Source organism: Sphingopyxis sp. GW821-FHT12F08 (genome assembly GCF_058806755.1).
The window spans coordinates 726,352-748,664 of record NZ_JBXAQA010000001.1 but is presented as its reverse complement, the minus strand read 5'-3'; the positions used below and the strand labels follow the sequence as shown (position 1 = coordinate 748,664).

Annotated in this window: 20 protein-coding genes; 9 read left to right on the top strand and 11 right to left on the bottom strand. The window is 67.8% G+C overall.

What is annotated here, in order from left to right:
• The first annotated feature begins 31 nt into the window (after positions 1–31).
• A complete protein-coding gene (locus AC1RNQ_RS03720; protein WP_493169020.1) occupies positions 32–1,288 on the top strand; it encodes a multidrug effflux MFS transporter in 1,257 nt (418 codons plus the stop codon).
• A 36-nt stretch (positions 1,289–1,324) separates the two neighbouring features.
• On the opposite strand, the gene AC1RNQ_RS03715 is transcribed toward AC1RNQ_RS03720, so the two are convergent.
• From AC1RNQ_RS03715 to AC1RNQ_RS03695, 5 genes are all read right to left on the bottom strand, one after another.
• Entirely contained in the window at positions 1,325–2,863 is a 1,539-nt protein-coding gene (locus AC1RNQ_RS03715) for an amino acid permease (RefSeq protein ID WP_493169018.1), read from the bottom strand.
• Positions 2,864–2,971: 108 nt separating this feature from the next.
• Positions 2,972–5,137: a transglycosylase domain-containing protein gene (locus AC1RNQ_RS03710; RefSeq protein WP_493169016.1), complete on the bottom strand. Its 2,166-nt coding sequence runs from the start codon at positions 5,135–5,137 to the stop codon at positions 2,972–2,974.
• A 152-nt stretch (positions 5,138–5,289) separates the two neighbouring features.
• Positions 5,290–11,124, bottom strand: coding sequence for an alpha-2-macroglobulin family protein (locus AC1RNQ_RS03705; protein ID WP_493169014.1), 5,835 nt, complete (start codon positions 11,122–11,124; stop codon positions 5,290–5,292).
• 275 nt (positions 11,125–11,399) lie between these two features.
• Positions 11,400–11,777 carry a histidine triad nucleotide-binding protein gene (locus AC1RNQ_RS03700; protein WP_493169012.1) on the bottom strand — a complete coding sequence of 126 codons (378 nt, stop codon included), beginning with the start codon at positions 11,775–11,777 and terminating at the stop codon, positions 11,400–11,402.
• Between the two features lie 20 nt (positions 11,778–11,797).
• Entirely contained in the window at positions 11,798–12,130 is a 333-nt protein-coding gene (locus tag AC1RNQ_RS03695) for a phosphoribosyl-ATP diphosphatase (protein WP_493169010.1), read from the bottom strand.
• A gap of 192 nt (positions 12,131–12,322) precedes the next feature.
• Here AC1RNQ_RS03695 and ung point away from each other — a divergent pair, with 192 nt between their 5' ends.
• From ung to AC1RNQ_RS03665, 6 genes are all read left to right on the top strand, one after another.
• Positions 12,323–13,048 carry a uracil-DNA glycosylase gene (ung, locus tag AC1RNQ_RS03690; RefSeq protein ID WP_493169008.1) on the top strand — a complete coding sequence of 242 codons (726 nt, stop codon included), beginning with the start codon at positions 12,323–12,325 and terminating at the stop codon, positions 13,046–13,048.
• 10 nt (positions 13,049–13,058) lie between these two features.
• Entirely contained in the window at positions 13,059–13,817 is a 759-nt protein-coding gene (locus tag AC1RNQ_RS03685; protein WP_493169006.1) for a sulfite exporter TauE/SafE family protein, read from the top strand.
• A 93-nt stretch (positions 13,818–13,910) separates the two neighbouring features.
• Positions 13,911–14,042: a hypothetical protein gene (locus AC1RNQ_RS03680; protein ID WP_493169004.1), complete on the top strand. Its 132-nt coding sequence runs from the start codon at positions 13,911–13,913 to the stop codon at positions 14,040–14,042.
• A gap of 28 nt (positions 14,043–14,070) precedes the next feature.
• A complete protein-coding gene (locus AC1RNQ_RS03675; RefSeq protein ID WP_493169002.1) occupies positions 14,071–14,532 on the top strand; it encodes a YaiI/YqxD family protein in 462 nt (153 codons plus the stop codon).
• Positions 14,533–14,734: 202 nt separating this feature from the next.
• The gene (locus tag AC1RNQ_RS03670; protein WP_493169000.1) at positions 14,735–14,926 is read left to right on the top strand and encodes a hypothetical protein; all 192 of its coding nucleotides are present in this window, start codon (positions 14,735–14,737) and stop codon (positions 14,924–14,926) included.
• A gap of 62 nt (positions 14,927–14,988) precedes the next feature.
• Positions 14,989–15,168: a hypothetical protein gene (locus tag AC1RNQ_RS03665; protein ID WP_493168998.1), complete on the top strand. Its 180-nt coding sequence runs from the start codon at positions 14,989–14,991 to the stop codon at positions 15,166–15,168.
• A 342-nt stretch (positions 15,169–15,510) separates the two neighbouring features.
• Here the strand turns inward: AC1RNQ_RS03665 and AC1RNQ_RS03660 are convergent, their stop codons facing one another.
• Positions 15,511–16,062: a hypothetical protein gene (locus AC1RNQ_RS03660; RefSeq protein WP_493168997.1), complete on the bottom strand. Its 552-nt coding sequence runs from the start codon at positions 16,060–16,062 to the stop codon at positions 15,511–15,513.
• Positions 16,063–16,249: 187 nt separating this feature from the next.
• Between AC1RNQ_RS03660 and AC1RNQ_RS03655 the strand changes: the two genes are divergently transcribed.
• A complete protein-coding gene (locus AC1RNQ_RS03655) occupies positions 16,250–17,386 on the top strand; it encodes a beta-ketoacyl-ACP synthase III (RefSeq protein ID WP_493168995.1) in 1,137 nt (378 codons plus the stop codon).
• Between the two features lie 213 nt (positions 17,387–17,599).
• Here AC1RNQ_RS03655 and AC1RNQ_RS03650 read toward each other — a convergent pair whose 3' ends face one another.
• The 5 genes from AC1RNQ_RS03650 to hisB all read right to left on the bottom strand — a co-directional run bounded on the left by AC1RNQ_RS03650 (position 17,600) and on the right by hisB (position 21,539).
• Positions 17,600–18,688 carry a calcium:cation antiporter gene (locus AC1RNQ_RS03650; RefSeq protein ID WP_493168993.1) on the bottom strand — a complete coding sequence of 363 codons (1,089 nt, stop codon included), beginning with the start codon at positions 18,686–18,688 and terminating at the stop codon, positions 17,600–17,602.
• Positions 18,689–18,737: 49 nt separating this feature from the next.
• Positions 18,738–19,502, bottom strand: a complete 765-nt coding sequence (gene hisF / locus AC1RNQ_RS03645; RefSeq protein ID WP_493168991.1) for an imidazole glycerol phosphate synthase subunit HisF — start codon at positions 19,500–19,502, stop codon at positions 18,738–18,740.
• A gap of 76 nt (positions 19,503–19,578) precedes the next feature.
• Positions 19,579–20,346, bottom strand: coding sequence for a 1-(5-phosphoribosyl)-5-[(5-phosphoribosylamino)methylideneamino]imidazole-4-carboxamide isomerase (gene hisA / locus AC1RNQ_RS03640; RefSeq protein WP_493168990.1), 768 nt, complete (start codon positions 20,344–20,346; stop codon positions 19,579–19,581).
• Positions 20,334–20,942: an imidazole glycerol phosphate synthase subunit HisH gene (gene hisH, locus AC1RNQ_RS03635; protein ID WP_493168988.1), complete on the bottom strand. Its 609-nt coding sequence runs from the start codon at positions 20,940–20,942 to the stop codon at positions 20,334–20,336. Before hisH ends, hisA begins: the two co-directional genes overlap by 13 nt.
• 9 nt (positions 20,943–20,951) lie before the next feature.
• Positions 20,952–21,539 (bottom strand): imidazoleglycerol-phosphate dehydratase HisB, encoded by a 588-nt coding sequence (hisB, locus tag AC1RNQ_RS03630; protein ID WP_493168987.1) that lies wholly within the window; start codon positions 21,537–21,539, stop codon positions 20,952–20,954.
• Between the two features lie 87 nt (positions 21,540–21,626).
• Here hisB and AC1RNQ_RS03625 point away from each other — a divergent pair, with 87 nt between their 5' ends.
• The gene (locus tag AC1RNQ_RS03625) at positions 21,627–22,106 is read left to right on the top strand and encodes an SspB family protein (protein WP_493168986.1); all 480 of its coding nucleotides are present in this window, start codon (positions 21,627–21,629) and stop codon (positions 22,104–22,106) included.
• Positions 22,107–22,313 lie beyond the last annotated feature (207 nt).

Below are 22,313 nucleotides of genomic sequence, written 5' to 3'. Positions count from 1 at the left end.
AGCGGGCCGGGGGGAGCATAGCGCCGCTGCGATGCACAATATCCCCGCCTCCCCGCCCCCCGAAACGACGCGCGGCGTCCCCGGCCCGCGCGAGATGGTCGCGATGATGGCGATGCTGATGGCGCTCAACGCCCTCGCGATCGATGCCATGCTCCCGGCACTGCCCGCGATCGGCGAGGGGCTGGGCGTCGCGGTCGCGAACGACCGGCAATATGTGATTTCGATCTATATCTTCGGCACCGCGCTCGGTGCGCTGGTCTATGGCCCGCTCGCCGACCGGTTCGGGCGCAAGGGCGTGTTCGTGCCCGCGCTGATCGCCTACACCGTCTTCGCGATCGGCTGCGGGCTCGCGACCAGTTTCCCGATGCTGCTCGCGCTGCGCTTCGGCCATGGCCTCGTCAGCGCCGCGCTCGGCGTCGTCGTCGTCGCGGTGATCCGCGACCTGTTTTCGGGCGACGCGATGGCGAAAAGGCTGTCGCTGATCTTCCTCGTCTTCATGATCGTCCCGATCATCGCGCCGTCGATCGGCGCCGGTGTCGCGGCGCTCGCGGGGTGGCGCGCGATCTTCCTCGTGCTCGCCGGGATGGGCGTGGTGATGCTCCTCTGGCTCCGACGCCTGCCCGAAACGCTCGATCCCGTCGATGTCCGCCCGCTCGACTGGCGGACGATGGTCGCGGGGTGGCGCGCGGTGATGCGCCACCGCCGCGCCGCGGGCTATATGTTCGCGGCGGGGGTGATGCAGGCCGCGCTGTTCGGCTATCTCAACAGCAGCGAGCAGATCATCGCCGAGGTGTTCGGCGCACAGGCGCTGTTCCCGCTCGTCTTCGCCTGCGTCGCGGTGGGCATCGCGATCGCCAATTTCTCCAACGCCGCGATTGTCGAGCGCTTCGGCGCGCGGCGCGTGTCGCAGACCGCGGTCTTCGCGTTCATCGCGACCTCGATCGCGCAGATCGTCGCGGCCCTGAGCGGCGCCGAGACGCTGGCGATGTTCACCGTGCTGATGATGGTCAACGTCGGGCTGATCGGCTTTATCGGCAGCAATTTCGGGTCGATCGCGATGGAGGATTTCGGGCATATGGCCGGCGTCGCCTCCTCCTATCAGAGCTTTGCCAAGACCTTGCTCGCGGCGTGCGTCGGCGCCTTCATCGGCCAGCAATATGACGGGTCGACCTTGCCGCTCGCCTATGCCTTTCTCGGCTGTGCGACCACCGGGCTGGCGCTCGTCCTCTGGGCCGAGCGCGGCAGGTTGTTCACCCGCCCGGGCACCGCGCCGAAAAGCCCGTTCTGACAGGAAAAAGAAAGGGGGCCGAAGCCCCCTTTCCGTTCAGTCCTTGCCGAACGACGGCGCCGGCGGGACCGGCTGCGGCGGTGCGTCGGGATCGTCCTCGTGCACCTCGACATGGCCGAGCCCGACATGGCTGCGGGAGCGGCTGTAGAGGAAATAGACGATGAGGCCGACCGCCGCCCAGCCGACGAACATCAGCTTGGTATCGACCGACAGGCTCCAGAACAGATAGGCGCAGCCGATGACCGAGATCGGTGCGATCACATAGACGAGCGGCGTCCGGAAGGGACGTACGCGCGCCGGGTCGGTGCGGCGCAGAACGACCACCGCGATCGACACCATCAGGAAGGCGAACAGCGTCCCCGAGTTGGAGATGTCGGCGAGCTTGCCGACGGGGAAGAAGGCCGCGAACAGCGCGACGAACACCCCGGTGATGATCGTGATGACATGCGGCGTGTGAAAGCGCGCGTGAATCTTTGAAAACACGGCCGGGAGAAGGCCGTCGCGGCTCATCACGAAGAAGATGCGGGTCTGGCCGAACATCATCATCAGGATGACCGACGGAAGCGCGATCGTTGCGGCGAGTCCGACAAGGTTGCCGATCTGGGTCCAGCCGATGTCACGGAGCGTCCAGGCGAGAGCCTCCTTCGAACAAACCACGGCATTGTCGCCAATCGCCGAGCAGGCTTTGCTGAGCTCGAGGCTGCCCGCGGCATAGGCGTTGCCCGCGGCATCCGCGACAGGCTGCGCGCCGACGCTGCCGATCACGCCGGCGGCAACGAGGATGTAGAAGATCGTGCAGATCGCGAGCGAGCCGATCAGGCCGATCGGCATGTTGCGCTGCGGATTCTTGGTTTCCTCCGCGGCCGTCGAGACGGCGTCGAAACCGACATAGGCGAAAAAGATCGATGCAGCGGCGGCTGAAATGCCCGCCATGCCGAGCGGTGCGAAGGGCTCGAAATTCTCCATCTTCATCACGGGCAGCGCGAGCACGCAAAACAAGGTGAGCGCGGTGATCTTGATCAGCACCAGCACGGCATTGACCATGGCGCTTTCCTTGGTGCCGATGACGAGCAGCCAGGTGACGAGGCCCGCGATGAACATCGCCGGCAGGTTGACGATCCCGCCGTCATAGGGGCCAAGCACCAGCGCATCGGGTATGTCCATATGCAGGGCATTTTCGAGGATGCCGATCATATAGCCCGACCAGCCGACCGAGACCGCGCCCGCTGCGACCGCATATTCGAGGATCAGCGCCCAGCCGACCATCCAGGCGAGCAGCTCGCCCATCACCGCGTAGCTGTAAGTATAGGCCGAGCCCGAAACCGGGACCATCGAGGCCATTTCGGCATAGCAGAGCGCTGCGACCGCGCACACGACGCCCGCGATGATGAAGCTGATCATCATGCCCGGCCCCGCCTTTTGCGCGGCTTCGGCGGTCAGAACGAAAATCCCGGTGCCGATCACGGCGCCGACGCCGAGCATGGTGAGCTGGAAAGCGCCGAGCGTTCGCGTAAGCGATTTTTTCTCCGCCGTCGCCAAAATGGCGTCGAGCGGTTTTACGCGGTCAAACAACATAGAATGTCCCCTTTGGAGCCCGGTGCGGGCCCTCTCCTGGCAGGGCAGACTAGCCGCTCCTGTCGTCAGCGCAACTTAATTTCAGGCGTGTGACGGGCGCTTTATCGCTTATCGCACGGTGAAGCGGACGCGGTCGACCAGGCGGCCGCCGGGGTCGACCAGCGCGAGCTTGTGGCTGCCGGGGCGCGGCAGGATCTGTTGCCCCGCGTCGGCGTCGCCGAGCGGGCGTTTGTCGAGGATCAGGCGGTAGCCGGTCACCTCGCCGCTGACCGCGACGCCAAGGCGCTGGCGGTCGAGCGGAATGTCGGGGTCGAGCGCATAGACGCTGCCGCTGACCGGGCTGGTGATGCGCGGGCGGCGCGACGCGGCGGGGGCGGCGGCCATTTCGGCCTGCGCGGTGCCGCGGATGAAATATTCGCGGCGCGGCGGCTCGCGCGTGCCGGGGAGCGCGATCTGGCGCGCCTCGACATCCGCGGGCTGTGCGGGCGCCTTGCCGGGGCTGCCGGCGTGGAGTGCGAGCATGACGTCGCGCCACACCGGCGCGGCGCCCGAGGTGCCCGAGACGGCGCGCATCGAATCGCCCTCGAGATTGCCGACCCACACCGCGACGGTGAAGCGGTCCGACCAGCCGATGCACCAATTGTCGCGCATGCCCTTCGACGTGCCGGTCTTGGCGGCCGCCCAGAAGGGGAGGCGCAGCGCGCTGTCGGCGCCGAAGGCGTCGGTGCGCGCGGCGGCGTCGGCGAGGATGTCGCCGACGATGAAGGCGGCGGCGGGGGCGACGATCGGGCGCGGCGGATGTTGGCGAAGGTGCCGCGTAGCGTCATAGTTTACCGGGGACCAGTTTCCGCTATTTGCTAATGTTCTAAAGGCATTGGCCTGTTCGACCAGGGACACTTCGGCCGATCCAAGTGCAAGGCTGAAGCCATAATATTCGCCGTCCTCGACGAGGCCGTGGTAGCCTAGGGCCCACAGGCGATCGCGGAACTGCTGGACGTCGTCGATGACGAGCGCGCGCACCGCGGGGACGTTGAGCGACGAAGCGAGCGCGTGGCGGACGCTGACGGGCCCCTTGAAGCTGTGGTCGTAATTCTTGGGGACGTAGAGCCCCGAGGCGGTGTCGAGCTGGACCGGGCTGTCGTCGAGGATCGAGGCGGCGGTGAGCCAGCGATGCTCGATCACCTGCGCATAGAGATGCGGCTTCAATGTCGAGCCCGCCTGCCGCCGCGCATTGGCGCCGTCGACCTGCGCCGCGGTCGATTTGAGCCCGACGCCGCCGACATAAGCGAGCACGTCGCCGGTCTTGTTGTCGAGCACGACGACCGCGCCGTCGCGCACGCGGTCGGCGCCAAGGCCCGAAAGCTGGCGCTTGAGCGCGATGATTGCGGCCTCCTGGATGCGGCGATCGATGGTGGTGGTGACGCGCTTGCCGGGCTTGTCGAGCAGGCGGACGGCGAGATGCGGCGCGAGCGCGGGGTCGAGCTCAGCGATGCGCTCGCCGGAGACGAGGGTTGCGGCGGCGAGGCGGAGCGGGCCGCAATCGCTGGCCTGCGCCGCGCGGCAGGCGCGTTGGCCGAGCGTTTCCGCGCCCGCGGCGGGGTTGGGGAGCAGGCCCGCAAAGAGCGCGGCGTCGGTGCGGTCCATGTCGGCGGGTTTCTTGCCGAACAGCGCGCGCGCACCGGCGCCGATGCCCTGCGTCTCGCCGCGCAGGGGCACGAGGTTGAAATAGGCCTCGAGCATTTCTTCGCGCGTCCAGTCGGAAGCGAGCGCCTGCCCCGCGCGCATCTGGCGGATCTTGGCGAGCCAGCCGCGCTGGCCGGGGAGCGCGAGCTCGGGCGAGAGGAAACCCGCGAGCTGCATCGGCAAGGTCGAGGCGCCGCGCGAGCCGCCGCCGCCCCCCCCCAAATTCAGGCGCGTCCGGGCGGCGCTGGCGATCGCGAGCCAGTCGACCCCGCCGTGCGACCAATATCTTTTGTCCTCGCTGGCGACGACGGTGTCGCGCACCGGCTTGGCGATGTCGGTCAGCGGGACCCACGCCATGCGGCGGCGCGCAAAATCGACGCGCTCGCTGTCGAGCAGGCGGCCGTCGCGGTCGTAGAGCCAGGCTTCGCTGGGTTTCCAGTCGGCGCGGACGTCGGCGTAGGCGGGCATCGCGGGGGGCTTGGTGAGAAGATGCGCGGCGGTGGCGAGGATAAGGAGCGCGAGCGCGGCCCAAGCGAGCGCGTCGAACCAGCGGCGTTTGGGGGGGAGATTGGTCGGCTGTTCGGTGGGCATAGCCCCTCCCCTTCAGGGGAGGGGTTGGGGGTGGGGGCCATCGGCCTTGCGCAAGGCCGATGGCCCCCACCCGCTGCGACTAGGCAGCAAGCTGCCTAGTCTCGCTGCCCTCCCCTGAAGGGGAGGGCGTTGAATGAGGATGCGCATGACCATCAATCCGCCGCGCTGGCCACGGTGACCGGCGCATTCGGCCATTGGCCGCGGATCGCGGGGGAGTACATCGCCTCGACGCGCGTCTGCGGCATGTTGAAGCGGCCCGAACCGTTCAATCGCACGACATATTCGACCGCGTGGGTGCCCGCGGGCATCCAGCCGAAATAGCCGCGCCAGCTGTCTTTCCCACGTTCCACATAGCTCGGCCACACGCCCTCGCCGCCCGCCTGTTCGCCGAGCATCTGCGACTGGCCGCCGAGGTTGCCGACGATCGTCGCGCCCGGGGGCACGGGGTCGTTGACGACGACCCAGGTGCGGCCGGCGGCGGCGATCACCTCGATCCGCACCTTGATCACGTCGCCGCGCGTCAGCGTGCCGGGGGTCGCCGCCTTGATCACGCTGACCGAGCGCTTGATCCGGTAGCCGGCGTTGAGCGGTTCGCGGAGCGGCACCGGCGCCCTGACGCTGACCACCGCCCAGGGCGAGCCCGTGCCTTCGTGGCGGAGGCTCATCTTGCCCGCGGCGAGCGGCACGCGGAGCGGCGTCACCGGTTCGGCGAGCGGCCAACCCTGGCTCGCGGTCGCGCCCATCAGCTCGATGCGGCTGATCCCGGTGATCGCGGCGGCGGGATAAAGCTCGGCGAAGCGGCGGACGGTGACCGCGCCCCACGCATTGGCGGGGGTGGTGTCCCAATGGCCCCCGCGCTGGCGCTGCGCGACGCCGACCATCAGCTTGCCCGCGTCATTTTCCCAGCCCTTGCGGCCGAGCACGGCGTCGAGCGTCTTGATCGCCATTTCGTCGCCGCTGACCATCATCCACCACGGCGCTTTCGCATCGTCGACGAGGTCGACGCGCGTGCCTTCGTAGACGAGACGCTTCCTGAGTTCGGCCTCGGCCGCGGCGCGTAGCGCCGGGGCATTGCGCACGTTCGGCGTGCGCTCGATCGCGACGAGCCAGTCGGCGAGCGTGCCGGTCGCCATGTCGACGGGCGCCATGTCGATCGCCGCGACCAGCTTCGCGCTCGACGCATTGCTCCGCGCGAGGGCGGCGAGCGCGGCGACGCGGACCGGGCGGATGTCATAGGGGCCATAGCCCTTGCGGGTCAGCCGTCCCTCGACGACCGCCTGCAGCGCCTTGACCATCTTCGCCTTCGAATCCTCGGGGATGGCGAAGCCGTTGGCCGCGGTGACCGCGAGGACATAGGCGGTGAGCTCGGCCGAGCCCTCGAGGCGTTCGTTGGGCCAGTAGCGCAGCAGCCCGTCCTTATCGAGATAGGTCGGCATCGCCCCCGCCAGCGCCTGCCAGCGGCCGACATCGTTCAGCGCCACCGCGCGCGAGGTCGACTGTTCGAAGCAGTTGTACGGATAGATGCCCATATAGTCGCGCACCCCCGACAGCGGCGGCGCGAGCGTGCCCGCGAGCGCGATGTCGACATAGCCGCCGGCGAGCGCGCCCTCGGGCACGCCGATCGGCAGGCTGGTATCGGGGCCAACGCGGAACAAGGACGCCGCCCAGGTCTCGATCGGCACCGCGGGTTCGACGATCTGCTGGAAGACCAGCCGGTCGCGCGCCTTGCCGTCCTTCGACGCGGCGTCGACGGTCCATTCGATCGGGCCGGCGTTGTCGGGGGCGACGACCGACCAGCTGACCGGCACCGCACCCCCGGCGGGGATGGTGACGGTGAGCGGCGGCGCGGTCGCGACCGCGGGCGACAGCGTCGCGGTGGCGGTGACCGTCATCGCCTTGTCGGTGCCGTTGCGGAGCGTAAAGCGCGCGTCGAAGGTGTCGCCGGTGCGCACCAGGTCGGGGAGCCCGGCGAAGACGCCGAGATCCTGCACGGTGCGGACGCTCGTCTCGCCGGTGCCAAAATATTGCGTGCCGTCGGTGGCGATCGCGACGAGGCGGAAGGCCGACAGATTGTCGCTGAGCGGCACATTGACCGTGGCGCGGCCCTTGGCGTCGAGCAGCACGCGGCCCTTCCAGAGCAGCACGGGGCGGAAATCTTCGCGAGTGAGACCCGACAGGTCGCCGCCGCCGCCGCCGCCCGGTTCGAGCGCCTTGCGGCCGTAATGGCGCTTGCCGACGACCTGCATCTGCGCGGTCGAGGTGAGCACGTCGAGGGTGCGTTCGCCCATCATCGCGTCGATCAGCTTCCAGCTTTCGTTGGGTGCGAGCTGGAGCAAAGCTTCGTCGACCGCGACGAAGGCGACGTCGGCGTTGGCGGGGGCCTTGCCGTTCGGTCCCTTGACCTCGATGCTCGCCTTCGCGGTTTCGCGGACGGCATATTTGGCCTTGTCGGCGGTCACTTTCACCCCGAGCTGATGGCCTTCCCAGCCGACCTTGATGCGCGCGATGCCCATGCGGTAACTCGGCTTGGCGAGGTCGACCAAAGCCGTAGCAGGCGCGCCCTCGCTATTCTCGATCTTGAAGCCCGCGGCGCGTTTCAGCTTGCGGAACCAGCTTTCGTTGCCGGTGATGCGCCCGCGCACCGCCATCACCGAGACATAGACGTCGGGCGCGTAAGTCGCGGGCAGCTTGACCTTGACCACCGGGTTGGTGCCCTTGAGCGGCACGACGAAGCTCGACAGCACGCCTTCGCGCTCGACGGTGACCAGCGCGGTCGCCTCGCGGAAAGGCATGCGGACCTGGAAATTCGCGGTGTCGCCCGCGGCGTAGCGCGGCTTTTCGGCGATGACATCCATGCGGTCGCCATTGTCGCCGCCGAACCACCAGTCGTCGTCGCCCGCGAGCCAGACCGAGCGCACGGCGCGCGCTTCGTTGCCGTCGGCGTCGACCGTGGTCGCGACGACGGTGACCTCGCCCGAGACGCCGGGCGCCATCGCGCAGCGCGCGCGGCCGAGCTTGTCGGTGCTGGCGCTGCACGTCGCGCCGAGGCGCGACGTGCGCATCTGGTTGTCATAGGCGTAGAAGCCGCCGATCAGGCGGCGCCGCGCGGTGATGATCTCGCGGCTGTAGAGCGCGACCTGGACGCGCTGGCCCGACAGCGGCTTGCCGTCGAGGTCGAGCGCGACGAAGTTGAGGCGCAGGTCGTTGTCGCGCATCAGCCAGCCGTCGGTCTTGAGGCCGAGGCGGACCGCCGAGGGGAAGAGGGTGATGCGGCGGCTCGACGTCAACGTCTCGCCATTGGCGTCCTCATAATCCATTTCGACCGCCATCTGGGTCGGTTCGGTGATCGGCTGGTCGACCGACACGGTCGTCGTCGCGCTGCCATTGGCGTCGAGGCGCAGCGGCACCGAGCGCGCGAGCGGCATCTCGGCCGCGGGTTCCTCGCCGCTGTCGTCGAGCTGGACGACGCCCTCTTTGATCGCCGCGCCGTCGAAATCCCAGTCGCGATAATCCTCGGGGGGCGACCAGCTCGGCGAAAAGCTGGTGCGCATCTCGACGGGGATATTGGGCGCGGGGCCGCCCGAGAGATAGCCGACGAAGAGCGACAGCGGGACCTGGGTGGGGCGCACGGGGGGCGTCTTGGGCCCGGTGACGGTCGCCTTCATCGTCGGCAGGCGATATTCGTCGACCTTGACCGATTGCGACGACCAGATCGTCTTGTCTTCGCCATCCTTGTCCTTGGTGACGAAGACGAGGTCATAGTCGCCCATCGGCGCCGAGGCGGGGACGTTCCACATGCTTTCGCCGCTGCCCGACGCGTCGATGCTGAAGGGCATCGAGAATTCGGTGTCCGAGCCGCGGTGGACGAGGCGGAGCTTGCCCGCCATCGGCTTGGGCGCCGCGAAACCGGTGCCGACGGGGCGGCGCAGGATATGCTTCATGTTGACCGTCTCGCCGGCCTTGACGAGCGCGCGGTCGAAGACGGTGTGGAGGATGTCCTCGCGTTCGGACCAGCCATAGGGCAGGTCGAAGTCATAGGGGCGGATGCCATTGCCCCAGTCGGTGAGGGTGAAGCTGAAATCGTCGCCGCTGCGCGCGCTGACCATCAGCGCATGGCCCTCGCTGACCGCGGGGTTCGGGTCCTCCTCGCAGCTCGCATAGGTTTCGGGCTGCGGCAGGCCGCTCGGGAAGGCGAGGCGGCCCTGCTTGTCGGCGGTGCCGCGCGCGAGCTGGCGCCCGGTGCAGGCGTCGATGACGCGGACCTCGGCGCCGGGGACGGGCAGGCCGGTGTCGAGCGAGGTCACCCAGGCGAGCGAGCTTTCGCGGCCCCATTTGAAATGCACCGCCATGTTGGTAACGAGCGCGGCGGTGGTGACGTAGCGCGTCGCCTTGCGCCCGAGCAAAGCGGCGCCGAGCTCGGGGCTGGCGATCTCGACGACGTGGAAGCCCTTTTCGGCGAGGGGAATCCCGACGACCTCGAACTCCTTGCCGCCCGCGGCGGGGCTGAGCTGCATCTCGCGGCGCTCGCCGCCCGATGGGGCGCCGTCGAACACCGACTTGGTGCCGGTGTAGTTGACGGTGACTTCCTTGCCGGTGGCGTCGCGCTCCTCGCGATAATCGGTGTCGTCGGCGTCGTCGACGCGCTTCAGCCAGCGCGCGATCGCGGCATCGTCGTCGCCGACGCGCAGCGTCGTCGCGGGCATCTTGAGGTTCGACTGCGCGAGCGAGGCTTCGACCCCGCGCACGGTAACGGGCAATATGCCGCCCTCGCTCGCCTCGAGGATGCCGAAGCTGGCGGCGAATTTGACCAAGGGCGGGGCGCGGTCGATGTGGAATTTGAGCGGGAAGTTCGACTGGTTCTGGAGCTTGCGGCCGCTCTGGTCGGCGACGTCGGCGGGCAGGATCAGCGTCGCGTCGACATTCTGCGGCAGCGGGCCGGTGAAGCGCACGTACGTGACATGCGCGTCATTCTTGTCGTCGTCGTCGATCTTCGCCGCGATCTTCCGGCCGTCGGCGGTGTTCAGCGTCGCGGCGAGCGCGACGTCGCGCGCGACCGGCGAGGCGAAGCTCAAGGTGATGTCCTTCAGCGGGTTGCAGCCCGCCTGCGGGTTGACGCGGCTGCATGACATTTTCGCGGTGAAGGCTGGGCGGACGTCGTAGTCGAAGCGCTGGTCGCGGCCCGCGGTACGCGACGGCGCGCCGGCCTGCTGGATACGCGCGTCCCAGACGAGCGCCATCTCGCGCCCCGGGGGCAGCGGACGGCGGCATTTGACGGGGACGATGCGGTCGAGCGCGGCGTTGCGGTCGGCGCCCGCGGCGGGGAGGCGCAGCGGCAGATTGCCGTTGTACGAGAATTCCTGGCGGTCCCAATTATTCTGACCCAAGCCGTCGAGGATCTCGCTCGCGGTTTCGGGCTTCAGCACGTCGACGGGAATCTTCTCGCCGATGCCGTCGACCGCGCAATAGGCGTAGCGGCCGACCGAGGCGCGGTCGGCGGCGACATTGGTCGCGACGAGGAAGATCTGGTCCTCCTCGATCCCGTCGTAAGTACCGCCGGCGAGGACGGCGCGCGCCGAGGGGCCGCCCGAGTCGATCTCGAAGCGGCTGTTGCCGCCGACCCAGACGCCGCCCGCGGTGCGCAGGTTCGGGACCAGCTCGACGTTGCAGGTGACCCCGCCGGGCAAGGATTTGTCGAATTCGAGCACCCAGGTGCGCGTGTCGACCCAGCGGCCGGTGCCGGGGACGGGGCAGTCGTGCTTGGCGGGGGCCTTGGCGCGCGGGTCGCCCAACGGCACGATGTCGTCGGAGAAGCGCAATGTGAAGCGCGCGATCGTGCCGTCGCCATTGCCCGCGCTACCGGGGGTGGCGAGGATGACCTGCGGGATGGTGTCGCCGCTCGCGGCGGCGAGCAATCCGGCGAGCGGGAGGATGAGCGCGAGCTTTGCCTTGGCCGCCAGCGCCTTGCCCCAAGCCTGCCATCCCGCCATCGCCGTCTCTCCCCGTGGTCTATGCACTATCCTGCTGGAAACAGGGGGCCGAGTCCACCCGCTGCCGCATGGCGCGCACGGTTAATCGCAATGCGGCGAAGCGCTGTGATCCGGATCACTGACAAATCGAATTCGCGGTGATTCGGCCGACTTGGACGTTCCTCCCCGGAACGGGGAGGTGGCAGCCGCGCAGCGGCTGACGGAGGGGTCGAAACCTCGCGTCATGATGCACCGCCCCGACCCTGCACTCCCCCTCCCCGTTCCGGGGAGGATCTTTAGCGCGCGAGCATCGGGCCCAGTTTCTGCCCCGCGAAGATATGGACGTGGAGGTGCGGGATCTCCTGGTGGCTGTCGAGCCCGACATTGGCGAGCAGGCGGTAGCCCGGCGCGACGAGCCCCGCATCGCGCGCGACCTGCCCCACCGCGCGGACGAAGCCCGCGATCTCGGCGTCGCCGCCGCGCGCCGAAAAATCGTCCCAGCTGACATAGGGGCCCTTGGGAATCACGAGGATGTGCAGCGGCGCCTGCGGATTGATGTCGTGGAAGGCGAGGCTGTACTCGTCTTCGTAGACCTTCTTGCACGGCAGCTCGCCGCGCAGGATGCGCGCGAAGATGTTGCTCTCGTCATAGGGGAGGGTGGCGTCGATCGGCATGATGGCTCCTCTGCGGGATGTCAGGACGGGCGGGCGGCCTTTTCGGCGTGGCCCGAGGTGCCGTGGCGGCGGCTGAGTTCGGCGGCGATATCGTCCCAGCCGAGACCGCGGTCGGCGAGCAGGATCGAAAGGTGGAAGATCAGGTCGCTGGCCTCGCCGACCAGCGCCTTGTCGTCCTCGCTCATGGCGGCGATGACGGTCTCGACCGCTTCCTCGCCGAGCTTCTGCGCGATCTTGCCGCGGCCCTTGGCGGCGAGGCTCGCGACATAAGACGCATCGCTATTGCCCGCGGCGAGGCGCGCTTTCACCACTGCTTCGAGCTGGTCCAGTGCTTCGCCGATCGCTGCGGTCATGAATTGATTCCTGTTCTGGCGTCACCAACAATCCGTTCGCCCTGAGCTTGTCGAAGGGCCGCTCTTTCTTTGCGACGTCGACAGGAAGAACGGTGCTTCGACAAGCTCAGCACGAACGGTCGAGAGATTGGCCGTGCCTAGCGAGCGTAAAGGCGCTGGACAAGGCAGGATGGCTCTGGTGAAGCGCTGCGCATGACCGAGGTCAAGCTTCATCCCGACTGGCTCGCCGCGATCGGCGGCGAGTTCGAGCAGCCCTATATGGCGCAGTTGAAGGCGTTCCTCGCCGCGGAGCGCGCGAAGGGGAAGACCATCTACCCGCGGCCGCGCGACTGGTTTGCGGCGCTCGACGCCACGCCGCCAAGTCAAGTGCGCGTCGTGGTCCTGGGGCAGGATCCCTATCATGGCCCGGGTCAGGCGCATGGCCTCTGCTTTTCGGTCCAGCCCGGCGTGCGCACCCCGCCGAGCCTGGTCAATATCTACAAGGAAATGCGCGACGACCTGGGCATCCCCCCGGCGCGGCACGGCTATTTGAAGCATTGGGCAAGCCAAGGCGTGCTGCTGCTCAACAATTGCCTGACGGTCGAGGCGGGCCTGGCGGCGTCGCACCAGCGGCGCGGCTGGGAGCGCTTCACCGACGCGGCGGTCGCGGCGGTCGCCGCCGATCCGGCGCCCAAGGTCTTCATCCTGTGGGGCAGCCATGCCCAGCGCAAGGCCGCCGACGTGCCGGGGCTGGGGCAGGGCAGCCCGCACCTGATCCTGCGCGCGCCGCATCCCTCGCCGTTGTCGGCGCATAACGGGTTTTTCGGGTCGAAGCCGTTCAGCCAGGCCAATGCATTCCTCGCCGCCAACGGCCGCGGGACGATCGACTGGCAGTTGCCCGAAAATCCCGAGACCGCCCCCGAGACGCCCGGCGCATGAGCATGCCTCTGTGAGCATCTTGGCCGACCCGGCGACGCTGGCGATATTGATCGTCGCGGTGATCCTGCTCGGCATGGCCAAGGGCGGGCTCGCCGGGGTCGGGGCGCTAGCCACGCCGCTGGCGGCTTTGGTGCTGCCGCCCGCGACCGCGGCGGCGCTGCTGCTGCCGATCCTGATCGTGCAGGACGTCGTCAGCGTCTGGTCGTTCCGCCAGACCTGGGACGGGTGGATCATCGGCTGGATGCTGCCCGGCGCCGCGGTCGGCATCTTCGGCGGCTATTATTTCGCCGAACGGGTCAACGAGGCGGAGCTGATGGCGGCGCTGGGCGGCATCACGATGCTCTTCGGCCTCTACCGCCTGTGGGTCGAGCGCGGTGGGCGCGTCGTCGCGGCGTCGACCTCGCCGGGTTGGGTCGGCAGCCTGTTCGGGGTCGCGACGGGGCTCACCAGCCAGATCGCGCATGCGGGCGGCCCGCCCTTCCAGATGTGGGTGACTCCGCGCCGCCTGCCGCACCTCGTCTTCATCGGGACGAGCTCGATCCTCTTCGCGCTGATCAACTGGATGAAGGTGCCCGCCTATCTCGCGCTCGGCGCCTTTCCGCACGAGGTGGTGGTCGCGGCGCTGCTGCTGATGCCGCTGGCGATCGTGAGCACGCTGGTCACGGTGCGCTGGCTGAAGCGGATGGACCCCGCGCGCTTCTATGTGATCATCTACGTCCTGATGGTGCTGCTCGGCGCGAAATTGCTGTGGGACGGGGTCTCGGCATGAGGGCGCTGGCCGGAAACAGGCGACGCGCGCGCGTCTTGCGCCTAGGGTCGCCGGCGACGGGCACAGGCGTCCGCCGCCTCCAAGGTATTGACCATGGCCAAGAGCCAAAAGAAATCGAACCGCGAAACGCGCAAACCCAAGGCCGAAAAGCCCAAAAAGCCCAATGCGAGCAACCCGTCGACCAAGACGGGCGTGGTTGCGGGGCTCGACAATATGAAAAAATAAAGCGGCGGTGTCGGCGGAGGGACGCGGCGTGACGGCACTGCCTGTGATCCTCGTCGATGCCGACGCCTGTCCGGTGAAGGACGAGATCTACCGCGTCGCGTGGCGGCACGAGGTCGCGGTGAAGGTGGTGAGCAACAGCCGGCTGCGCGTGCCCGAGCATGTGCTGATCGAGCGGGTGGTGGTGTCGGACGGGTTCGATGCCGCCGACGACTGGATCGCCGAAGCGGCGAATGCGCTGAGCGTCGTGGTGACCGCCGATATATTGCTCGCCGACCGCGCGCTCAAAGCCGGCGCCACCGTGCTCGCGCCGACGGGCAAGCCTTTCACCCCGGCGTCGATCGGCCCGGCGATCGCGACGCGCGCGATCATGGCCGACCTGCGCGCGGGCATGGGGGACGGTATGGGCGGGCCGCCGCCCTTCTCGAAAGCCGATCGCTCGGCCTTTCTGCAGGCGCTCGACACCGCGCTGGTCCGGCTGAAGCGCGGCTGATTCGCGGGGCGATTCGCCCGCGAAGAAAAAAGTCTAAGTTTTTTTCCTCTTCCTTTCCAATGTCTTGTGAACATTTTTCGGGGCCAGTGATTTGGCTCACGGCCCGCCGCGGCGCGCGCCGCCATAAGCAGGTCATCGGGAACGCCCCGAGCCAGTTTTGAACCGAACCACAGACTTCGAACCGAACAGAAGGAAGAATGACATGACCAAGAAGATGATCCTCACCCCCGTCCTCGCGCTCACCATGGCGCTGTCGGCGACCCCCGCGATGGCGCAGTCGGCGCAGCCCGCCGCCGGCGGCATGACGATCTCGAGCGGCCCCGTGAACGCGCTGATCGGCCTGTTGCTCCCCGCCGTGCAGAAGGTCCGCGAGGCCGCGGCCCGCATCAAGTGACACCCCCAGGCCGCGGGCCGGCAATCGGGCCGGCCCGCCGCTCGACAGGAAAGATGACGACGATGACCAGGAAGATGATCCCCAACCGTTTCTGGGCCCCCGTGCTCGCGCTGACCGTGGCGCTGTCGGCGACCCCCGCCATGGCGCAGTCGGCGCAGCCGTCGAACAAGATGATTATCGCGATCAACCCGGTGCAGATCCTGATCGGCCTGCTGCTGCCTGCGGTGCAGAAGGTGCGCTGAGCGGCCGATGTTTTCGTTCCCGGTCCGGCCCTCCGTCCGGCCCGGGTCCAAGGAAGCCCTCTCGCCGAAGCGACCCCGGCGGGAGGGCTTTTGCGTGGCGTGGTGTTTTGGCGGGTATCGGGCGGGAGCGGACGTTTCCCACCCCCTCCTCTTCAGAGGAGGGGGTGCGAGACTTACGAACTTGTTCGTTAGTCGCAGCGGGGTGGTGGTCTCGGGCGTGGCTTAGACCCTCGGCCACCACCCCGTTCGACTAAAGGCCCGGCTGCGCCGGACCAAGTCTCTCTGCCCCTCCTCTGAAGAGGAGAGGTTTAAGGTCTGGAAGCCATCCCAAAGCGGACGGGCTCAATTCGCCGGCTTGGTCTCGTCGATCTTTTCGACCCATTCGGGGTAGAAGCTCGGCTCGCGCGCCGACCAGCCGGGGGCGGTCGCCGCGGCTTCGCTGATCGACTGGAGCAGGATCTTGCGCTTGTCGGGGTGGAGGTGCGGTAGCGACGCCGCGGCGCAAAAGGCGCCGGGCAGCCATGGCCGGGCATGCGCGCCGAGCAGCCGCTCGTAGAGGAAGCGGTAGGAGGCGAAGCCCGGCAGCCGGTCCTGCCCGAGGTCGAACGCCGACACCGCGACGAGCGGCGCCATGAAATGTTCGAGCGCGTCGAGCCCGCTGTCGTCGGGGATATGCGCGCGAATTTCGGTAATGCGCTGGTAGACCTTGGCCTGGACGCGGATCGCGGTTTCCTCGACCATGTCGCGCGACCAGCGCGCGATCGCGTCGTCGCGCTCGAGCCCGATGTCGAGCGAGCGGCGGATGTAGCGCTGCGTCGCCGCAGGGAAAGCCGCAAATTCCTTGATTTCCGCAATCGACAGATCGCCCGCTGCCGGTCCCGAACGCGTCGCCATGGTCATGCTCCCGCACGGCGCCCGGGGAGCCATCCCCCCGGAGGCCTGCATCTGACAGTCTGCCACCAAAAGGGTTAGTGGCGGGTTAACCATGGCGTTAGCGATCGTTCAGCAAGCCTTGGGGCGTTGCACCGCGCCGCGAGGGGGCTTAATCAGCGTGCAGCAGAACAAACACGCAGGGACACCCATGTCGCACGCACCGCAGCCGGTCCTATCGTCCACCGGCCTTTTCACCCCCGCCGAAGCCATCTCCAACGAAGAACTTGTCGCCAGTTTTAACCAGTATGTTGCACTGCACAATAGGGAAAATGCAGACGCCATCGCGAAGGGCGAAGTGGCGGAACTGACTGAGTCCAGTGTCGAATTTATCGAGAAGGCGAGCGGCATCGGGTCGCGCTTCGTCGTCGACAAGGCGGGCATCCTCGACCCCGAACATATGGCGCCGCGCATCGAAGCGCGGAGCAACGAGGAAATCTCGATCCTCGCCGAGATCGGCGTCGCGGCGGCGAAGGACGCGCTGGCGCGCGCGGGGCGCGATGCCGGCGACGTCGACGCGGTGCTGTGCGCGGCGTCGAACATGCAGCGCGCTTATCCCGCGATGGCGGTCGAGATCCAGGACGCGCTGGGCATCGACGGCTTCGGCTTCGATATGAATGTCGCCTGCTCGTCGGCGACCTTCGGCATCCAGACCGCCGCCGACTATATCCGCGCGGGGCATGCGAAGAGCGTGCTCGTCGTGAACCCCGAAATCTGTTCGGGGCATTTGAACTGGCGCGACCGCGACAGCCATTTCATCTTCGGCGACGTCGCGACCGCGATCCTCGTCGAGGACAAGGGCATCGCGCCCGCGGGCCATTGGGATATCCTCGGCACCAAGCTGAAGACCGTCTTCTCGAACAATATCCGCAACAATTTCGGCTTCCTGAACCGCGGCCATGGCGGGATCGACCAGTCGGGGCCGCATTCCGACAAGCTGTTCGTCCAGGAAGGCCGCAAGGTGTTCAAGGAAGTCGTGCCGATGGTCGCGAACATGATCGTCGAGCAGATGGAGGTGCTCGGGCTCGAAGGCGCCGACATGCGGCGGCTGTGGCTGCATCAGGCGAACACCAATATGAACCGGCTGATCGCGCAGCGCGTGCTGGGCCATGAGGCGAACGAGGACGAAAGCCCGACGGTGCTCGACACCTATGGCAATACGTCGAGCGCGGGCTCGATCATCGCCTTCCACCTCAATCATGAAGATATGGCGGCGGGGGACGTGGGGCTGATCTGCTCGTTCGGGGCGGGTTATTCGGCGGGGACGGTGTTCGTTCGCAAGACCTGAGCGGGTCGGAAGCGTCGATTGGATTTGTTTCGCGCAAAGACGCAAAGACACGAAGAGGCCGCGTTCGCCGCGAAGCGGCTTTCCCATCCACGTCGCGTCATACCGCGCCGCAGATGGAGATGAGGGCCTAGCGGCCCGAACCTACTTCTTCGTGTCTTTGCGTCTTTGCGCGAAATCTTTTCAAGGCCAGCCTATAGCGACCTCGACCGTCGCTCAGGGCACGAAGGTTGTGAACAGGTAGATCGCGAACAACATCAGGTGGATCACCCCTTGGAGCACCGTGGTGCGGCCGTTGGCGAGCGTCTGCACCGACACGATCAGCGACAGGAAGAGCAGCACCGTCGACTTGGCGTCGAGGCCGAGGCTGATCGGCAGGTCGGTGACGATCGACAATATCGCGACCGCCGGAATGGTGAGCCCGATCGTCGCGAGCGCCGAACCCAATGCGAGGTTGAGGCTGGTCTGGAGGCGGTCGGCCTTGGCTGCGCGCACCGCGGCGAGACCCTCGGGCGCAAGGATCAGCGCCGCGATCAGCACGCCGAGCACCGCGGGCGGCGCCCCCCAGTCGGCGAGCAGCGCGCCCATCACCGGCGAGAGAGTCTTGGCGAGCAGGACGACCGCGAACAGGCTGGCGAGCAGCAGCGTGCTCGAAATCGCCGTGCGCTGGACGCTGGGCGGTGCGGCGTGTGCGTCGGGCTCGCCGTCGCCGTCGGCATCGCCGTCGGGGAGGAAATAGTCGCGGTGGCGCACGGTCTGGACCAGCGCGAAGGTCGCGTAGAGGATCAGCGACACGACGGCGACGAAGCCGAGCTGGATTTCCGAATAAAAGGGCCCGGGCACGCTCGAGGTGAAATTGGGGAGCACCAGCGTCACCACGGTGAGCACGGTCAAGGTCGCGAGCGCGGCGCCGATGCCGGTGCGCTGGAAGCGCTGCTCGTGATGGCGGATCGCGCCGCTGAGGAGGCAGAGGCCCATCAGGAGGTTGAGGATCACCATCACCGCCGCGAACACCGTGTCGCGCGCGAGCGTCTGCGCTTTCTCCGGCTCGGCCTGCATCAGCGTGAGGATCAGCCCGACCTCGATCACCGTGACTGCGAGCGCGAGGATCAGCGTGCCGAAGGGTTCGCCGACGCGGTGCGCGATGACCTCGGCATGATGGACCGCCGCGACGACCGCGCCCATCAGGACGATCGCGACGAGCCAGGGATCGAGCGGCATCGCGAAGCTCGCCAGCGCGGCGCCGAAACCGAGGATCGGGAAGATGTCGTTGGTGCGGTCGGCGAGGCGGAGCTTGGAGGTCATCGACCTTCTATTGCAGCCCGATTCGGCCGGCGCCACCCCCGTGGGCGGATTAATGCGCGCGGACGGGTAATCCTGCGGCGGCAAGGCGCGCGTGGGCGTCGGCGATCGTCGCTTCGCCGAAGTGGAAGATGCTCGCGGCGAGCACCGCGCTCGCGCCGCCGTCGATTACGCCGGCGACCAGATGGTCGAGGTTGCCGACGCCGCCCGAGGCGATGACGGGGACGCTGACCGCATCGGCGATCGCGCGGGTCAGCGCGAGGTCGTAGCCGTCCTTGGTGCCGTCGCGGTCCATGCTGGTGACGAGCAACTCGCCCGCGCCGAGGGTCGCGAGGCGGACGGCATGCTCGAGCGCGTCGACCCCGGTCGGCTTGCGCCCGCCGTGGGTAAAGATCTCCCAGCGACCGTTCTCGACCCGCCGCGCGTCGATGCTGCCGACCGCGCACTGGCTGCCGAAGCGGTCGGCGATGTCGGCGACGAGCTCCGGCCGCGCGACCGCGGCGCTGTTCACCGCAACCTTGTCGGCGCCCGCGAGGAGCAGCGCGCGCGCGTCGTCGGCGCTACGCACCCCGCCGCCGACGGTGAGCGGCATGAAGCAGACCTCGGCGGTACGGCTCACCATGTCGAGCAAGGTGCCGCGGCCCTGATGCGTGGCGCTGATGTCGAGGAAGCAGAGCTCGTCGGCGCCCGCGGCGTCATAGGCGCGCGCGGCCTCGACCGGGTCACCGGCATCGCGCAGGTCGACGAAATTGACGCCCTTGACGACGCGCCCGTCGGCGACGTCGAGACAGGGGATGACGCGGACGCGGACGGTCATCGACTCCCCTCCCACTTGCGGGAGGGGTTGGGGGAGGGCCTGTTTCGGGAGGGAAGCGCATTTGACATGTCCTCCCCTAACCCCTCCCGCAAGCGGGAGGGGAATTGCCCACCGCGATCGCTTCGGCGAGGTCGAGGCGGCCGTCGTAGAGTGCGCGGCCGGTGATCACGCCCTCGATACCGTCGGCGACATGCGGGCGGAGCGCGTGGATGTCGTGGATGTCGGCGACGCCGCCCGATGCGATCACCGGGATGTCGACCGCTTTTGCCAGCGCGACCGTCGCTTCGACATTGCAGCCCTTGAGCAGGCCGTCGCGGCCGACGTCGGTGAAGAGCAGGGCGGCGACCCCCGCATCCTCGAAACGGCGCGCGAGGTCCCGGGCGTGGACGTCGGAGACATCGGCCCAGCCCTCGGTCGCGACCATGCCGTCGCGCGCATCGACCCCGACGATAATCCGGCCGGGCAGGTCGCGCGCGGCCGATTTGACGAATTCGGGATCCTTGAGCGCCGCGGTACCGATGATCACGCGGCTAACGCCGAGCGCCAGCCAGCGGTCGACGCCCGCGCGGTCGCGGATACCGCCGCCGACTTGCACCTTGCCGGGGAAGGCCGCGACGATGCCCTCGACCGCGGCGCCGTTGACGCTTTCGCCCGCGAAGGCGCCGTCGAGATCGACCACATGCAGATGGCTCGCGCCCGCCTCAGCGAAGAGGCGCGCCTGCGCCGCCGGATCGTCGCCATAGACGGTCGCGCGCGCCATATCGCCCTCGGCGAGCCGCACCACCTGCCCACCCTTGAGGTCGATCGCGGGGAAGATGGTCAGGCCAGAATCTACGGGCGCCATGCAAGGAATCTTTCGAGCGTCGCGAGGCCATAGGCCTGGCTTTTTTCGGGGTGGTACTGGACGCCGACGATATTGTCCTTCGCGACCGCCGCGACGAAAGCGCCGCCATGGTCGCTCATCGCCGCCACGTCGGTCGCCTTGGCGAAATGATAGCTGTGCAGGAAATAGGCCTCGCCCGCCGCGACCACCGGATGCGGGGTTGCCGGGATGACGTCGTTCCAGCCCATGTGCGGGATGCGGAGCCCCGGCTGCGGATCGAAGGCGCGCACGGTGCCCGCGATCCAGCCGAGGCCCTGGTGGCGCCCATGCTCCTCGCCCGCGTCGGCGAGCAACTGCATGCCGACGCAGATGCCGAGAAAGGGCGCGCCCTCGCCGCGCACCCGGCGCTCCATCGCATCGATCAGCCCGGGAATCGCCGACAGGCCGTTCATGCACGCGGCGAAGGCGCCGACGCCGGGCAGCACGATGCGGTCGGCTTTCGCCACCACATCGGGATCGGCGGTGACGGCGACATCCTGCGCGCCCGCCGCGACGAGCGCATTATGCACCGAGCGAATATTGCCCGCGCCATAGTCGATCAGGGCAATCGCGTTCATGGACGAGTCCTAGAGGACCCCCTTGGTCGAGGGAATCGCGTCGCCCTTGCGCGGGTCGATCTCGACCGCCTGGCGCAGCGCACGGGCCAGCGCCTTATACATGCTCTCGGCGATATGATGGTTGTTCTCGCCGTAGAGCGTCTCGATGTGCAGGGTGATGCCCGCGGTCTGCGCGAAGCTGTGGAACCAGTGCGGGAACATCTCTGTGTCCATCTCGCCGAGCCGCGGCTGCGAGAAGCTGGATTTATAGACGCAGTGCGGGCGCCCCGAAATGTCGAGCACGCAGCGCGTCAGCGTCTCGTCCATCGGCGCATGCGCCTCACCGTAGCGCGCGATGCCGCGCTTGTCGCCGAGCGCTTTTGCCACGGCTTCGCCGAGCGCCAGCGCCGAATCCTCGACCGTGTGGTGCTGGTCGATATGGAGGTCGCCCTTCACCGCCATCGCAATGTCGATCAGCGAGTGGCGCGACAATTGCTCGACCATATGGTCGAGGAAACCGATGCCGGTGGACACCGAATAATCGCCGGTCCCGTCGAGATTGACGGTGATCGCGATATCCGTTTCCTTGGTCGTGCGCTGGACGGTGGCGGTTCGCATGCGTTGCGCTTTAGCAGCGACTTTTCGCCATGCAAGGCGACTCTCCCCCCTTGACCGGTGCGCGTCGTCCGTTCATCCCCCTCGCCCATGACCGACGACGTTCGCGACAGCCTGATTCCCTATGACGAAATCGTGCAGGACGCGCTGCGCGCCGTGGTCGGCCGCGTGCTGCGCCAGATCGAGGGCTATGACAGCCTGCCCGGCGAGCATCATTTCTATATCACCTTCAAGACGCAGGCGCCGGGGGTCGATATCCCCGCGCATCTGATCGCCAAATTCCCCGACGAAATGACGATCGTGCTGCAGAACCGCTTCTGGGACCTGAAGGTCGAGGAGAATCTGTTCAGCGTCGGCCTGTCGTTCAACCAGACCCCGTCGATCCTGACGATCCCCTATGCAGCGATCACCGCCTTCGTCGATCCGTCGGTCGATTTCGGGCTGCAGTTCCAGGTGAGCGACGACGGCGATGCCCCCGAACCCCACGACGAGGCCGACAACGACCGCCCCGACATCGTCAGCGACGACGGGTCGAACGTCGTGACCGTGGATTTCGGCAAGAAACGCTAAAGGGCCAGACTCCGCCCGTAGCGCCTTCGAGGTTTGAGGCGATTTTGTTCAGGGTGAGGAAGCGAGGCGTAGGCATATGGCTATATTCCAAGGCTCGCTGACGCGGCCATGGGCAAAATCGGTCAAATCCCGAAGGGACGCCGAAATGGCTTCGATCTCGGGTTTGGGTGGCTTTGCGGGTAGAACCACTACTCGCTGCAGCCACCC